Source organism: Pedococcus sp. P5_B7 (assembly GCF_054049895.1).
The window spans coordinates 172,314-186,251 of the sequence record NZ_JBFULM010000001.1 but is presented as its reverse complement, the minus strand read 5'-3'; the positions used below and the strand labels follow the sequence as shown (position 1 = coordinate 186,251).

Below are 13,938 nucleotides of genomic sequence, written 5' to 3'. Positions count from 1 at the left end.
CGGCCCGCTCGGTGGTCTGCGGTCTGTGCTCAGCGACCGCCGAGCGCGGCCGCGACGACACTCAGGACCACGACGAACGCGACCGCGGCCAGGCCGATCCACAGGCAGCCCATCCCGGGACGGGGCTGCTTGGTGAAGCCGATGTTGCCGCGCGCGAACTGGTGCACCGGCGAGGCGTACCAGACCTCGACGACCTGCCCGGGCGCCACGGTGGTGTCGATGCCGGCCTGGCCGTAGGTGCGCATCCACTGCGCGTCGACGTCGATGTGGTTGGGCCCGGCGTGGACGGGCAGGTCCTGCACCCCGTAGCGCGACGGCACCGGGTAGCCGTTGATCCGCACCCGCGGGGTGATGGCGTTGGCCGTCATCACCGATCCCTGGATGGTCAGCCGGATCGTGCCCACCACGGGCTGGGCCGGTGTCGTCGGCTGGGGCGGCTCGGTGGGCGGCACGGGCGGCACGGGTGGCTGCGACGGTGGCACGGTCATGGTCGCCGAGGGTAGGCCGAAACGGTCCGGAGTGGGGCGAAACCGCGCGGATACAGTGGGCGCGTGGCCGACGAGACGACGCATCCCCTAGTCCTGCTCGTGACCCGCTACCCGGTGAAGTCGATGGGTGGGGAAGCCCTCGCCTCGGTCGAGGTCGGGCCGACCGGCGTGGTCGGCGACCGCGAGTGGGCGGTCTACGCGGCGGACGGCAAGCTGGCCAGCGGCAAGCACTCCCGGCGCTTCCGCAGGATGGACCCGGTGTTCGAGCTGGTCGCGGCGAAGCGCGCCGCCGACACGGTGGTGACCCTGCCGGACGGCTCGGAGGTCGCGCTCGGACGGGACGGCGCGGACTCCATCGTCTCGCGCCACTTCGGTGAGCCGGTCACCGTGCGGAGGGAGGGCGACGTCCAGCACCAGGACGCCGCGACCTTCTCCATCGTCGGGAGCGCGACGCTCGCCGAGCTCGGCCGGCACGAGGGCGACGGGCGCCCGCTCGACCCGCGCCACCTCCGCGTCAACGTCGTGGTCCGCACCGACCAGCCGTATGCCGAGGAGTCGTGGATCGGGCGCGACGTCACCATCGGCACGGTGCGGCTGCGCGTGACCGAGGCCATCGAGCGATGTCGGATGGTCGGGGTCGCCCAGGTCGGGCTACCGGAGCGGCCCAGGATGCTCCAGGCCATCAGCGACCACCACGACCTCCATGCCGGGATCTACGCGACCGTCGAGCAGCCGGGCACCATCGCCGTCGGCGACCTCGTCCGCTTCCCCTGACTGCCGTCTCACCGGGCGCCGCGTCCAGCCGGTGACACCGGGGGCGCGCCCCTGGCCGTTGGTCCGCGAGGATCACGTCATGCGGATCCTCGTCGTGTCGGACCTGCACTACCGGCTGCCCCACTACGACTGGCTCGTGGAGGCGGCCTCCGATGTGGACGTCGTCGCTGTGGTCGGTGACCTCGCCGACGTCGTCAGCCCGGTGCCGCACGCCGTGCAGACCGTCGTCCTGACGAGGTACCTCGCGCTCCTCGCGGCACGCGGCACGGTCCTCGTCGCGTCCGGGAACCACGACCTCGACGGGCCCGGCGCGCACGGCGAGCAGGTGGCCGCCTGGCTGCGCCTTCCCCAACCCGAGTCGGTGCACGTCGACGGCACGAGCGTGGACATCGGTGACACCCGCTTCACCGTGTGCCCCTGGTGGGACGGTCCGGTCACCCGCGACGAGGTGGCAGCGCAGCTCGCTGCCGCCGCGGTCGACCGCCCGGCTCGCTGGGTGTGGCTCTACCACGCCCCGCCTGCGGGGACCGCCCTGTGCTTCGACGGCCGCCGGACCTTCCCCGACGAGGAGCTGGCCGCCTGGATCGCGCTGCACGGCCCCGACGTCGTGCTCTGCGGTCACATCCACCAGGCGCCGTGGGCCAAGGGCGGCTCGTGGCACGCGCGCCTCGGCGACACGTGGGTCTTCAACGCGGGCAAGCAGATCGGCAAGGTGCCGGCGCACATCACCCTCGACACCGACGCCGCCACGGCGACGTGGTTCGGCGTCTTCGACTCAGAGCAGCTCAGCCTCGCCTGACGGGTGCTCGGGGCCCCCGTCGTGGCCACCCTCGTCGTCACCACCCTCGTCGTCACCGTGGTGGTCGCCCTCGGGGTCCCGCGCCGAGCCGGTGCGCGGGGCCGGGCCCTGGTGGTGGACCAGCACGTCGAGGATCTGGTCGACGAGCCCGAGGTGCCCGGCCTGGTCGGCGAACTGCCTCTTCACGTCGACGAGGTAGTGCGTCATCCCGTCGAGGCGCGACGCCGTCGTGCGCAGGACGGCGAGCGCGGCTCCCGGTTGCTCCGACAGGAAGTCGAGCGGGTCCTCGACGACGTGCACCACGACGTCCTCGACCGCGCGGACGGTCGCAGTCGCGGGACGGTCCAGCACGGCGGACATCTCCCCGAAGACCGCGCCGGGGGAGTCGATGCGGGCGAACGGCACCCCGTCGTGCTCGATGACGACCGACCCGGACACGAGCACCAACATCCGTCCCGCGGGCGCGCCCTCGGTGATCAGCACCTCGCCGGCGCCGACGGTCTCCGACGGCAGGTCGGCGGCGAAGGGGAGCAGGTCGGTCACCGGGCCAGTGTCGTGCAGGATCGTCGGCGCAGACAGGGGCCGCCCACCCGTCGAACACCGCCCTCCCGACGCGCGATTAGGCTTCCCGCGTGCCCACCCTCAACGAGGTGCTCCAGTCCGCCACCGACCTCGCCCCCGCTGAGGTCGAGTGGCTCCAGCTGCTCGTCGGTGACTGGCAGCTGATCTCGGACCTCTCCTTCGGCGACCTCGTGCTCTGGGTGCCGGGTGGCCTCGAGGGCTGGCTGGCGGTGGCGCACGTGCGACCGACGACCGGCCAGATGGTGTTCTTCGAGGACGTGGTCGGGCGGCGCACCCATCGGGGCCGCCAGTCGCTGCTCGACCAGGCCTACCTCGACCAGCGGATCGTCCGCGAGAAGGACCCGATCTTCCGCGACGACATGCCGGTCCGCGAGGAGGCCATCCCCGTCGTGCGGGAGGGCCGCGCGCTCGCGGTGATCACGCGGCATACCAATCTTGCGGCGATGCGGACGCCGAGCCGGCTGGAGCTGACCTATCAGGCGCTCGCCGACGCGTTGGCGCGGATGATCGCAGCGGGGGAGTTCCCGAACAGCTCCGCCCCCACCGGCCAACGGCGCGGTGCGCCGCGCGTCGGTGACGGCGTGATCCGGCTCGACGTCAACGGGATCGTGTCCTACGCCAGCCCCAACGCTCTCTCTGCCGTGCACCGGCTCGGCCACGTCGGCGACGTCATCGGCGAGCTGTTGGCCAAGGTGGTGGCCGACCTCCTGCGCGACGAGTCGCCGGTCGACGAGTCGCTGGCGCTGGTGGTCACCGGTCGGGCGCCGTGGCGCACCGAGGTCACCTCACGTGGCGCGAGCGTGTCGATGCGCGCCATCCCGATCACCGAGGGTGGCAACCGGGTCGGGGCGCTGCTGCTCCTGCGCGACGTCTCCGAGCTGCGTCGTCGTGAGCTCGAGCTGCTCACCAAGGACGCGACGATCCGCGAGATCCACCACCGCGTGAAGAACAACCTCCAGACGGTCGCGGCGTTGCTGCGGCTGCAGGCCCGGCGGCTCCCCGAGGGCGAGGCGGGCCGGGCGGCGCTGGAGGAGGCGGTGCGGCGCGTCGGCGTGATCGCGCTGGTGCACGAGACGCTGAGCCAGGGTTTCGACGAGACGGTGGACTTCGACGACATCGCGGTGCGTGGCCTGCAGGCGATCACCGAGGTCGCCAAGATCGAGCACCCGATCACCTCCCAGGTGCGGGGGTCGTTCGGCACGTTGCGCGCTGAGGACGCGACGGCGCTCGCGATGGTGCTCTCCGAGCTGGTGCAGAACGCCGTCGAGCACGGACTCGCCGAGACCGGTGGCGGCACCGTCGACGTCGAGGCGCAGCGCTCGGCCGACGACCGCGGCGACGAGCTGCTCACGGTGACGATCACCGACGACGGAGTTGGCCTGCCGGCCGACTTCACGCCGGGTGGCTCGGGGCTCGGCACCCAGATCGTGCAGTCGCTGGTGCAGGACCTGCGGGGCAGGATCGCCTGGGACGCAGCAAAGCCGCGCGGGACGCGGGTGCGTTTCATCGCGCGGCTTCGGCCACTGGGGAGGGACGGCGCCTGAGGGCGGGTCCCGGTCGTCTGGAGTTGTGGTCGTACAGGGGGTCCGCCGACGCGTCGGCGGCGAAGCGGGCTCGGTCAGCCGGCGCGGCGGGCGCGAGCGTTGCGGCGCTTGAGGGCGCGGCGCTCGTCCTCGGACATGCCGCCCCAGACTCCGGCGTCCTGACCGGACTCGATGGCCCACTTCAGGCAGACGTCGACGACGGTGCAGCGCCGGCAGACGGCCTTGGCCTCCTCGATCTGGAGGATGGCCGGGCCGGTGTTCCCAATCGGGAAGAACAGCTCGGGGTCCTCGTCGAGGCAGGCAGCGCGATCGCGCCAATCCATGAAGGGTGCTCCTTGTAGTGCAGGGGGGTTCGCATCCGCGCGGTGTGGCCCTGGGGTGCGGACCTCACAGCACGGACGCGTCATTGCGGGGGTGTGCAGGGGGTCGTGCGCCTGAGCAGGTCAGGGCCGAACGGCAAACACTAGCCGACCCATTTCCGCACAGGGTGAAACGCGTGCGCACCTCAGTTTGGAGGGGTGGACGCACTTCTGCCAACGGGTTGCCGCGGCTTTCTGTTCCAGCCTGACGCATCCGGACCTGAATAGACACCCTGAGCACGAGATTTCGACCCGGTGACAGTGAGGTGTTGGTCACATGTCGGACGTGTCGCGTCACGTCCGCCCATTTCCGGCTCACCCGCGGACCGCGGTATGCCGCGTGCGCGCCGTCCGCGCCCGGGCCTAGCCTGAGTGCCGTGACCAGTCCGGCCCCCGCCCCGTCCCGCCCGCGCGACCCGTTCCGTACCGTCGCCGCCGGCATCTGCGCCCTGCAGGCGTTGGCGCTGCTGGGGTTCGTCGGGTTCTACCTGTGGGAGCTGACCCAGGACTCCTCTGACGACGCGACGCGGGTCGTGATGTCGGCCCTGCTGATCCTGGTCTTCGCGGTGGGCATCGCGGCGCTGGCCCGTGGCTGGGTGCGCGGCGACAACTGGCCCAGCACCCCGACCGCCGTCTGGAACGCCCTGCTGCTCCCGGTCGGCTGGAGCCTGGTGCAGAGCGACCGTGCGCTGGTTGGCGCCCTGGTCATCGTCATCGCCCTGGTCGGCATCCTCGCCGCGATCCGCGCCGACACGAGGGACCAGGATTCGGCAGACACCGCTGAGCGGTGAGCGGTGAGCCGGGTCAGGCAGCTTCGTCCGCTGCCGTGATGCGCAGCATCACCCGCTGAGGTGCGCCGCGGCGGATCAGCCGCTCGATCCCCATGACGAGGCGGTACTCGAGCGGGTACTTGGCTCCCATCACCGAGTCGAGCCGGTACATCGCCTCCCGGCCCTCGACGACCTCGGCCACGCCGGCGACCGGCGGCACCGAGGTGTCGGCCTTCCCCCGCCGGCTCGACGGCCGCAGGGCGATGCGCTCGTCGTTGCGCAGGCGCTTGACCTTGCCGCTGCCGCTCGGCGTCGTCACGATCAGCGATTCGCCGTCGCGCCCGATCCACACCGTGGTCTCCACGGCGGCGCCGGACTTGCGGAACGTGGTGAGGGAGACGAACTTCTCGTCACCGAGGGCGGCCAGGTCAGGGGGGAGGGTCACCTCCTGACACTAGTCGAGGCAACCTGGATCGGTAGTGCAGCCCCCGACCGCACCAGGTAGCCACGCCCCGGCGGTGCCAGCCGGTCCACCGGGACCCGCGTGCCGAGCAGGTCAGCCGCCGTCGCGCTGGACGGTCCGAGCAGGATGCCCGTGCGGTGTTTCGCCACGCTGACCGCCAACCCGCGGTACTGCACGGACACGGCGTCGGCCTTCGCTCCGACCACGACGAGTCCCCCGTCGCGGTCGACCGAGGCGGCGATCTCACGCACGGCCGCGTCGAGCGGTGTGTCGAGGAGCTGGTCGGCGTCGTCGACCACCACGACGAGGTCGGGTGCCCGCCGTCTCAGGGCGACCAGCCCCTCGACGCGGCCGGGGTCGTCGCACCACAGGATGCGGGAGTTCCCGCGGAGTACCGCCCAGGGCGCGGAAGGGGTCGCGACCACACAGAGCTGACGACCCTTCGTCGCCAGCCCCGATGCGACAGTCGCGAGAGTCGTGCTGACACCGGACCCGCTCCCGCCGATGACGGCCCACCGACGCGGGTCGCGAGAGGGACTCAGCCCTCGGGGTGCGAGCACGTCGCCGCCGATCCCCACCAGGATGACGTCGTCCGCATCGGTCGGCTGCGGCAGCGAGCGCGTGGACACGCGGGTTGGCAGGGCATCGACACGCCATGGACGTCGTTGCGCGCTGTCGACGGCGCCGTTGACGGACGTCCCGGTCGGCCCGCGCGGCGGTGCGCACCGCGGGGGCACGGCGATCTGGACCTCGGTGCCGTCAAGGAGCAGGCCCCGGCCGGGAGGCTGCTCGGTAGGGACCGATCGCGGCGACAGCCCCGCGAGGAGCAGGTCGGTGGGGTCGTTCATCCGGAGCAGGACCCGGTGGGCCAGGGCCGCGGCGGCCCGCCCGACGAGGAGAGCCCGGTCGCCGGCCAGCGCACCGGTCAGGCCGAGTCCGGCACCCTCGCGCAGCAGGCCCAGCAGCTTCGTGACCACCTGGCCGCCATCGTGGTCGTCGGCCCGCTGCGCGAGCAGGTCCCAGTCGTCGACCAGGAGCACGACCGGAGCGGGGGCAGTCTTCGGGTCCGCCCGGCGCCAGTGCGCCATGGACGGGCGACCGGTGGTGGCGAGCCGCTCGCGCCGATCGGCCAAGTCCTCCGACAACCCGGCTACCAGTCGCGTGAGACGGGGCAGGTCGTCGATCGAAACGTGCGCTCCGCAATGGGGCAGTGACTGGACCGCCGACAGCGAACCGCCGCTGACGGCATACACATGGAGGTCGCTCGGACCGTGCGTGCGGGTCGCCGAGCCGACCACCGCGAGCAGGGCCGTGGTGCGCCCGCTCCCCGGGCCGCCGACGAAACCCCAGTGACCGGGCTCGTCGAGGGCCACCTCGAGCGGCCGCTGCCGTTGATGGGCAGGTTCGTCGACGAGCCCGATCGGGAGTCGCATGGCGTCCTCGGGCCTCGGAAGTGACTGCGCCTCAATCCGCTCGGGGAGAGGTGCGAGCCATGGACTTGCGGCTCGACGCGCCCCGGTCTGGGCGACCGCGGCTGACACGGCAGCAACCACGGCCGACAGGTCCGTGGAGGTGTCGGTGTGCGGAGTCGTGGACTCCGGCCACGGCGCCGGCGCTGCACCCCACGGCAGTCGCCTCACCCGTATCCGGTCGGGCGGTCCCTGCGTGACCACGGACCTGGCCCCGGCGAACGCCGTCTGGAAGGCAGTGATGGGTCCGTCTGCCACCCGCGCGAGCGCCCGCCCGGGTGCCCCCGGATCCAGGGCCGCGGCGTCCGGGGCGTCGATGACGTCGACCGAGTCGGACCGGTCGCGCAGTCGCAGTCCGATCCGTAGGTTCATGTTCGTCCTGATGTCCGCCGTGACCACGCCGGCGGGTCGTTGGGTCGCGAGGACCAGGTGGATGCCCAGGGACCGCCCGAGTGCCGCCACGGCCACCATGCCGTCGATGAACTGGGGCAGCTCCTCCGCGAGAGCGCGGAACTCGTCGATGACGACGACCAGCCGGGGCAGGGGAGACGAGACGGAGGCAGATGAGGACTGGTACGAAAGGAAGTCCGCGACCTCGGCATCGGCGAGCAGCTGCTCCCGACGCTTGAGCTCGGCCCGGAGGGAGGTGAGGGCTCGGGCAGCGAGGTGCTCGTCGAGGTCGGTGACCACGGCAGCGACGTGGGGGAGCGGGGAGCACTCGCGGAAGGCGGCGCCGCCCTTGTAGTCGACGAGCACGAGCGACAGGTGCTCCGGGCGGTGCTGCACCACGAGGGAGGCCACGAGGGTGCGCAGGAGCTCGGACTTGCCGGCGCCCGTGGTGCCGGCTACCAGCACATGCGGGCCGTCGGACGCGAGGTCGACACGGAAGGCGGCTTCTCCGGTGTGACCGATGGGCACCGAGGTGCTCTCCGGACCCCGCGACCAGGTGCGCGCGATGGTCGCGGGCATCGACTCGGTGTCGTGGAGTCCGAGCAGCTCGCGGAGCCCGAGCCCGGCCGGAGGCGAACCGGCCGCGGTCGCGGGCGTGGCGTCGCGCAGCGGTGCGAGGCCACGGCTCAGCCGGTCCGCCCACCACGGCCCGACCCGGTCCACCACGAGGCGGGTGGGTGCGCTGCCGGGCACGTGCAGCACGGGTGTGGGGAGGTCGAGGTCGAGGACCGCTCGGCACTCCGAGGGCAGTCGGGGCCGCTCGTCGGCCACGGCCAGGACACAGATCCCCACGGAAGGACCGTGCTCGAGCACGACCGCGAGGTCGGGAAGCGCAGCCTGCGCGGCGGCCCCGTCGAGCACGACGAGGGTCCGTGCTCCCGACCAGGCTTCGGCCAGGCCGTCGCGTTGGGCGACCCGTTGGCGGACCACGGCCGCGAGTGGTGCGACGCCGGCCCGTGCGGCGTCGGCCAGTGCGTCGTGGGGGTGCTCGAAGGCCAGCAGACACTCTGGACGCGGGTGCCCGTCGGCGGTGCGGACGTGCGGCAGCCGCCCGAGCCAGGACCAGGAAGGGTCTGCGCGCCCAGGCCCCGTGACGAGCACCAGCTCGAGGTCGCGGGGGGAGTGCAGGGTGACGAGCTGGCCCAGGAGGGCTCGCAGCACACCCATCACGGCAGTGCGCTCACCACAGATGCCCGTGACCCCCAGCTCGGCGAGGGGGATGGCGCACGGAACCCATTGCAGCAGAGGGGCTTCCGGGGTGTCGGCGCCCATCCCGCTGAGCACTCGCACCGAGGCAGGCTGGTTGCACCACCCGACGCTCGCGGTCAGCGCGTCGGGGTCGGTGCGCCGTCGTTGCCAGACCTGCACCGTCGGGGTCGTGGCGGCCACCAGGGTCTGCGCCGGATCCGGGAAGGCCCGGGACAGCAGGTCGGCCTCAGCGCGGCAGGCGGCCTGCACCCGCTCCTCGGCCTCTCGGTGGCGACGCAGGTAAGCCGCGTGCTCCGCGGCATACCTGCGCTTGGTTGTCAGCCGGTCGCCGATGACGTTGCCCGCTATGAGAACTGGGCTCATGACGGCGAAGGCGAGCATCATCGGACCGAAGAGCAGCGCCATCACGCCCGCGATCGGAAACGGCAGCAGCATGGGTAGCCACGGCACGCGATTGGCGTGGGGTGCGACGGGCGGAGCCGGCAGCGAGATCGACGGAGCAGTGGGTGCTCCAAGGAGACGCGGTCGCCGGTTGACTCCCATCGTGCCGTCATCACGGGCAGCCACGGCAGCCGGCACCCCGCCTCCGGCTCGCAGCGCGACCAGGGTGTCCCCGACCCGGATGGTGGCTCCGATGCGGGCAGGGTGGGGAACGGCACCGACCGGCGCTCCGTCGAGCTCGGTGCCGTTCGTCGACCCGGTGTCGGCGACCGTGATCGAGTCGGCGTCGACGGTGATCACGGCGTGGACTCGGGAGATCCGGGCGTCATCGATCACGATCGTTGCCTCCGATCCGCGCCCGAGGGTGTGCACGCCGGGGGGAAGCTCGAGCGTGCGCCCGGCGTCCGGGCCGTGCGTGATCGCCGCCGTGACGGGGGTCCGTGGGTCCATGGGAGACGGCAGCTGGAGCGGAGCGGGCCCCGGAGCGAGGGTGACGGCAGCGCCGTCGACCAAGGGTGCCCTGCCCACCTCGGCCGCCGCTTCGACGACGGTGCCCGCCACCGAGAGGGTCGGCTCAGCGGCTCCGTCGGCGTCGGAGAGCGCGCAGACGAGGGCGCTGGCCAGCTGAGCGGCCGTGGCTCCGGGAGCTGCCTCCACCTCCACCTCGGCAGGCGCGGTCGGAGGTTCGCCGCCGGCTGCCGACAGCAGCACGGTGAGCTGGAGACGCATTCAGCCGACGCTAGGGAAGCGCGAAGGGCCGATGGCTGCATCGTCCACAGCTGTGGACAACTGAGCTCACCGAACCTTCAGTGTCCCTATCATTCCGCAAACGTAGTCAAACCAAGGTCAACAGATGATTCGAGCCAGCGTGAAGGGGGCGGCATGGATGCGCTCGTGACCGTGGAGTCCGAGGTCCGGGAGCTCATCCGCCGCTCCGGGCTCGACCCGGCGCGCGATGTCGGGCAGCTCGATCGCCTGGTCCGTGACGCGGTCGCCGACTACGACGAGCGGTCGCTGCACGGCAGTCTCCCGGCGCTGCCCAGCGTCGACGACGCGGTCAAGTCGGTGAAGGACGCCGTGGCCGGCTTCGGTCCGTTGCAGCAGTACTTCGACGACCCAGACGTCGAGGAGATCTGGATCAACGAGCCGTCGAAGGTGTTCGTGGCTCGTGGTGGTGTCGCCGAGCTCACCACGACAATGCTCACGGCAGACGGCGTGCGCGACCTCGTCGAGCGGATGCTCAAGACCAGCGGTCGCCGGGTCGACCTGTCGAGCCCCTTCGTCGACGCCGTCCTGTCGGACGGTTCGCGGTTGCACGTCGTCATCCCCGACATCACGAGGAAGCACTGGTCGGTCAACGTCCGGAAGTTCGTGGTCCGTGCAGCCCACCTGGACGATCTCGTGGGCCTGGGGAGCCTGACCGCCCACGCGGCCCGATTCCTCGGCGCAGCAGTCGCATCCGGCCTGAACATCCTCGTCGCCGGAGGCACCCAGGCCGGCAAGACCACCCTGCTCAACTGCCTGAGCGCTGCCATCCCACCCCGGGAGCGCGTGGTGACCTGTGAGGAGGTCTTCGAGCTGAAGATCCCCTTGCGTGACGTCGCGTCCATGCAGTGTCGACAGCCCAGCCTCGAGGGGACGGGTGAGATCCCGCTGCGGCGGCTGGTGAAGGAAGCGCTGCGGATGCGCCCGTCGCGGATCATCGTCGGCGAGGTCCGACAAGGAGAGAGCCTTGACCTCCTCATCGCGCTCAACAGTGGGTTGCCCGGCATGTGCACCATCCATGCGAACAGCGCCCGCGAAGCCATCACGAAGATGTGCACGTTGCCACTGCTCGCAGGCGAGAACGTCGGTAGCCGGTTCGTCGTCCCCACGGTGGCAGGGTCGATCGACCTCGTCGTCCACGCGGCCCTCGAGCACGACGGCGTCCGCCGGGTCCGCGAGGTCGTGGCGGTCCCCGGCCGGGTCGAGGGAGACGTGGTCGAGACCGCTGACATCTTCACCCAGCGTGAGGGCGTCCTCCGCCGCGCCGACGGCTTCCCTCCGCACGCCGAGCGCTTTCGGCGGGCCGGCTACGACGTCGCGGCCCTCCTGGCCGCGGAGTGATCGCGATGAGTGGGATCGTCCTGGGCCTGCTGCTGGGGTGCGGACTGTTCTGCCTGTGGTGGGCCTGCTGGGTGCCCGATGCCACGCCCAGGGCCGCCCGGCGGGTCTCGATGGTGGGCCGCGTGCGTGACCAGCTCGCCCAGGCCGGCTACGAGACGCTGGGTCCGCGTGGGCTGGTGGCCGCCTGCCTGGTGGCGTTCGGCCTCGTCGGCCTGCTCGTGTATGCCGCGACCCGAGTTGCGCCCGTTGCGCTCTCCTTCGCGGCCATGGCCGGCTATGCGCCGGTCGCCCTCGTGAGGATCCGTGCCCGCCGCCGTCGGGCCAACCTGCGCGAGCTGTGGCCGGATGCCGTCGACAACATCACCTCGGGGGTGAGAGCAGGGCTGGCGTTGCCAGAGGCGTTGAGCCAGCTCGCGATTCGCGGACCCGAGGAGTTGCGGCCGGCCTTCCGCGTCTTTGCCGAGGACTACCGATCCAGTGGGCGGTTCCACGAGTGCCTCGACCGTCTCAAGGCGAGCCTGAGCGACCCGGTCGGTGACCGGCTGATCGAGTCCCTGCGCATCGCGAGGGAGGTGGGCGGGAGCGACCTCGGCACGCTCCTGCGCACGTTGTCGACCTTCCTGCGCGAGGACAGCCGCACCCGATCCGAGCTGGAGGCGCGTCAGGGCTGGACGGTGAACGCGGCCAGGCTCGCGGTGGCCGCCCCCTGGGTGGTGCTCGGCATGCTGTGCACTCGTCCGGAGTCCATCCAGGCGTACGCGAGCTCGACGGGCACGCTGGTCCTGGTGGTGGGCGCGATCGCCTCCGTCGCGGCATACCGGATCATGCTCTTCGTGGGGCGGCTGCCCGAGGACGAGCGGGTGCTGCGATGAACCCGCCGCTGGCCGGCGCGCTCCTGGGGCTGGCCCTCGGGGTCGGGTTGGTCCTGGTCTGGGTGCGGCTCCCGGCCCACCGCCGCGCCACACTCGACGACCGGCTGCTCCCGTACCTGCGCGATGCCCCTCGGCCCTCGCGGCTCCTGGCCGCGAGGCGGGTGGGCGGTCCCGGCGCCCTCGACGTCCTGGCCCGACCGGTGGTCACGGACCTGGCGCGCCGCGTCGAGTCGGCGCTCGGCGGGTCGTCCTCGGTCGCGAGGCGGTTGCTCCGCGCCGGCAAGGCACCGGATGTAGACCGGTTCCGGGCTGAGCAGGTGGTGTGGGGTGCGGCGGGCATGGGCGTCGGCCTCGCCCTCGGAAGCATGGTCTGGCTCGGCCAGGGTGGCTCGGTGGTCCGCCCACTCCTCATCGTCTTCTGCGGGATGGGGGCCGGGGTGGTGGCACGGGACCAGTGGCTCAGCCACGAGGCCACCGTCCGCGAGCGACGGATGCTCAGCGAGTTCCCCACCATCGCCGAGCTCCTGGCCCTCGCGGTCGGCGCGGGCGAGGGCGCGGTGGGAGCCCTGGAGCGGGTGTGTCGACTGTCCCAGGGTGAGCTGTCCACTGAGCTCAGGCGGTGTCTCGCCGACGCGCGGGCGGGAGCTCCGCTGCCGACCGCCCTGCAAGGCCTCGGCGACCGGACCGGGCTGGTGAGCCTCTCGAGGTTCGTGGACGGCATGGTGATCGCGGTCGAGCGCGGCACCCCCCTCGCGGAGGTCCTGCGCGCGCAAGCCCAGGACGTGCGGGAGGACGGACGGCGAGCGGTGATGGAGGCCGGGGGCAAGAAGGAGATCGCGATGATGGTGCCGGTCGTCTTCCTCGTGCTCCCGATCACCGTCCTCTTCGCAGTCTTCCCGGGTTTCGCCTTTCTGCGGTTCCAGATCTGACCCCCGATGACCCCCGATGACCCCCGATGACCCCCGATGACCCTTGTGCAGCACCCGAGAGGAACACCATGACCCAGCTCCACCGAACCCTGGTGCGGTCCCAGCTCGCGCTGGCCCGAGCCGCCCGTCAGGCCAACGCCCGAGGCGAACGCGGTGACGTCCCCGGATGGGTGCTGATCACCCTGATGACCGCTGGTCTGGTGGCGGCGCTGTGGGCGGTGGCCGAGGACCAGCTCAAGGCGCTCTTCACCGACGCCCTGGACAGCGTCCGCCGCTGACCGTCGAGATGCATCCTCTGCGACCGCGCGCCGAGGCGGGGTCAGCAGTGGCCGACTTCGTCCTCGTCTCGGCCTTGGTGTCAGTCCTGTTCGTCGCGGTCCTCCAGGTGGGGCTGACCCTCCATGTGCGGAACACCTTGATCTCGTGTGCATCCGAAGGTGCCCGCCTTGGCGCGCGTGCGGGGTCCAGCCCGAAGGAAGGGGCTCGCCGGGCCGGTGAGCTCATCTCGGCATCGCTGTCGTCGCGGTTCGCCGACGACGTGTCCGCCGAGGTGACGGTCGATGGTGGCGTGCAGGTGGTGACGGTACGGGTCCGGGCGCCGTTGCCCATCTTCGGGCTTCTCGGTCCCGACGACGGCTTCGACCTCGTCGGTCGTGCCTTCCTGGAGACGCAGTGAGGGCCGT

General features: G+C 71.9%; 14 protein-coding genes. 9 read left to right on the top strand and 5 right to left on the bottom strand.

The features are described from left to right. Positions 1-29: 29 nt before the first annotated feature. Positions 30-488, bottom strand: coding sequence for a hypothetical protein (locus tag ACXJKD_RS00855; protein WP_457252435.1), 459 nt, complete (start codon positions 486-488; stop codon positions 30-32). A 63-nt stretch (positions 489-551) separates the two neighbouring features. Between ACXJKD_RS00855 and ACXJKD_RS00850 the strand changes: the two genes are divergently transcribed. Together ACXJKD_RS00850 and ACXJKD_RS00845 are read left to right on the top strand one after the other, a co-directional pair. Beyond that, a complete protein-coding gene (locus ACXJKD_RS00850; RefSeq protein ID WP_457252434.1) occupies positions 552-1,262 on the top strand; it encodes an MOSC domain-containing protein in 711 nt (236 codons plus the stop codon). Positions 1,263-1,341: 79 nt separating this feature from the next. Further along, entirely contained in the window at positions 1,342-2,061 is a 720-nt protein-coding gene (locus tag ACXJKD_RS00845) for a metallophosphoesterase family protein (RefSeq protein WP_457252433.1), read from the top strand. Here the strand turns inward: ACXJKD_RS00845 and ACXJKD_RS00840 are convergent. Beyond that, positions 2,038-2,604: a cyclic nucleotide-binding domain-containing protein gene (locus tag ACXJKD_RS00840; RefSeq protein WP_457252432.1), complete on the bottom strand. Its 567-nt coding sequence runs from the start codon at positions 2,602-2,604 to the stop codon at positions 2,038-2,040. The two genes, ACXJKD_RS00845 and ACXJKD_RS00840, sit on opposite strands and share 24 nt — an antisense overlap. Positions 2,605-2,693: 89 nt before the next feature. On the opposite strand from ACXJKD_RS00840, the gene ACXJKD_RS00835 reads away from it, so the two are divergent. Continuing rightward, entirely contained in the window at positions 2,694-4,187 is a 1,494-nt protein-coding gene (locus tag ACXJKD_RS00835; protein WP_457252431.1) for a sensor histidine kinase, read from the top strand. A 74-nt stretch (positions 4,188-4,261) separates the two neighbouring features. On the opposite strand, the gene ACXJKD_RS00830 is transcribed toward ACXJKD_RS00835, so the two are convergent. Next, a complete protein-coding gene (locus ACXJKD_RS00830; RefSeq protein ID WP_056922793.1) occupies positions 4,262-4,510 on the bottom strand; it encodes a WhiB family transcriptional regulator in 249 nt (82 codons plus the stop codon). A gap of 413 nt (positions 4,511-4,923) precedes the next feature. Between ACXJKD_RS00830 and ACXJKD_RS00825 the strand changes: the two genes are divergently transcribed. Next, positions 4,924-5,337: a hypothetical protein gene (locus ACXJKD_RS00825; RefSeq protein WP_457252430.1), complete on the top strand. Its 414-nt coding sequence runs from the start codon at positions 4,924-4,926 to the stop codon at positions 5,335-5,337. Positions 5,338-5,350: 13 nt separating this feature from the next. Here the strand turns inward: ACXJKD_RS00825 and ACXJKD_RS00820 are convergent, their stop codons facing one another. Next, complete coding sequence (locus ACXJKD_RS00820; RefSeq protein WP_457252429.1) at positions 5,351-5,761, bottom strand: PPOX class F420-dependent oxidoreductase; 411 nt, start codon at positions 5,759-5,761, stop codon at positions 5,351-5,353. Next, positions 5,758-10,077: an FtsK/SpoIIIE domain-containing protein gene (locus ACXJKD_RS00815; RefSeq protein ID WP_457252428.1), complete on the bottom strand. Its 4,320-nt coding sequence runs from the start codon at positions 10,075-10,077 to the stop codon at positions 5,758-5,760. The genes ACXJKD_RS00820 and ACXJKD_RS00815 overlap by 4 nt, the downstream gene beginning before the upstream one ends. 153 nt (positions 10,078-10,230) lie before the next feature. Here ACXJKD_RS00815 and ACXJKD_RS00810 point away from each other — a divergent pair, with 153 nt between their 5' ends. From ACXJKD_RS00810 to ACXJKD_RS00790, 5 genes are all read left to right on the top strand, one after another. Next, positions 10,231-11,454: a CpaF family protein gene (locus ACXJKD_RS00810; RefSeq protein ID WP_457252427.1), complete on the top strand. Its 1,224-nt coding sequence runs from the start codon at positions 10,231-10,233 to the stop codon at positions 11,452-11,454. 5 nt (positions 11,455-11,459) lie between these two features. Continuing rightward, the gene (locus tag ACXJKD_RS00805) at positions 11,460-12,326 is read left to right on the top strand and encodes a type II secretion system F family protein (RefSeq protein ID WP_457252426.1); all 867 of its coding nucleotides are present in this window, start codon (positions 11,460-11,462) and stop codon (positions 12,324-12,326) included. Further along, positions 12,323-13,255: a type II secretion system F family protein gene (locus ACXJKD_RS00800; RefSeq protein ID WP_457252425.1), complete on the top strand. Its 933-nt coding sequence runs from the start codon at positions 12,323-12,325 to the stop codon at positions 13,253-13,255. Before ACXJKD_RS00805 ends, ACXJKD_RS00800 begins: the two co-directional genes overlap by 4 nt. A gap of 68 nt (positions 13,256-13,323) precedes the next feature. Then, positions 13,324-13,533, top strand: a complete 210-nt coding sequence (locus ACXJKD_RS00795) for a hypothetical protein (RefSeq protein WP_457252424.1) — start codon at positions 13,324-13,326, stop codon at positions 13,531-13,533. Positions 13,534-13,580: 47 nt separating this feature from the next. Then, the gene (locus tag ACXJKD_RS00790) at positions 13,581-13,931 is read left to right on the top strand and encodes a TadE family protein (protein ID WP_457252423.1); all 351 of its coding nucleotides are present in this window, start codon (positions 13,581-13,583) and stop codon (positions 13,929-13,931) included. Positions 13,932-13,938: the final 7 nt, after the last annotated feature.

Bases quoted from the DNA above. Each gene is read 5' to 3' on its own strand.
- ACXJKD_RS00810 (WP_457252427.1), top strand. From the start codon at position 10,231: ATGGATGCGCTCGTGACCGTGGAGTCCGAGGTCCGGGAGCTCATCCGC.
- ACXJKD_RS00815 (WP_457252428.1), bottom strand. From the start codon at position 10,077: ATGCGTCTCCAGCTCACCGTGCTGCTGTCGGCAGCCGGCGGCGAACCT.
- ACXJKD_RS00795 (WP_457252424.1), top strand. From the start codon at position 13,324: ATGACCCAGCTCCACCGAACCCTGGTGCGGTCCCAGCTCGCGCTGGCC.
- ACXJKD_RS00845 (WP_457252433.1), top strand. From the start codon at position 1,342: ATGCGGATCCTCGTCGTGTCGGACCTGCACTACCGGCTGCCCCACTAC.
- ACXJKD_RS00830 (WP_056922793.1), bottom strand. From the start codon at position 4,510: ATGGATTGGCGCGATCGCGCTGCCTGCCTCGACGAGGACCCCGAGCTG.
- ACXJKD_RS00805 (WP_457252426.1), top strand. From the start codon at position 11,460: ATGAGTGGGATCGTCCTGGGCCTGCTGCTGGGGTGCGGACTGTTCTGC.
- ACXJKD_RS00800 (WP_457252425.1), top strand. From the start codon at position 12,323: ATGAACCCGCCGCTGGCCGGCGCGCTCCTGGGGCTGGCCCTCGGGGTC.
- ACXJKD_RS00855 (WP_457252435.1), bottom strand. From the start codon at position 488: ATGACCGTGCCACCGTCGCAGCCACCCGTGCCGCCCGTGCCGCCCACC.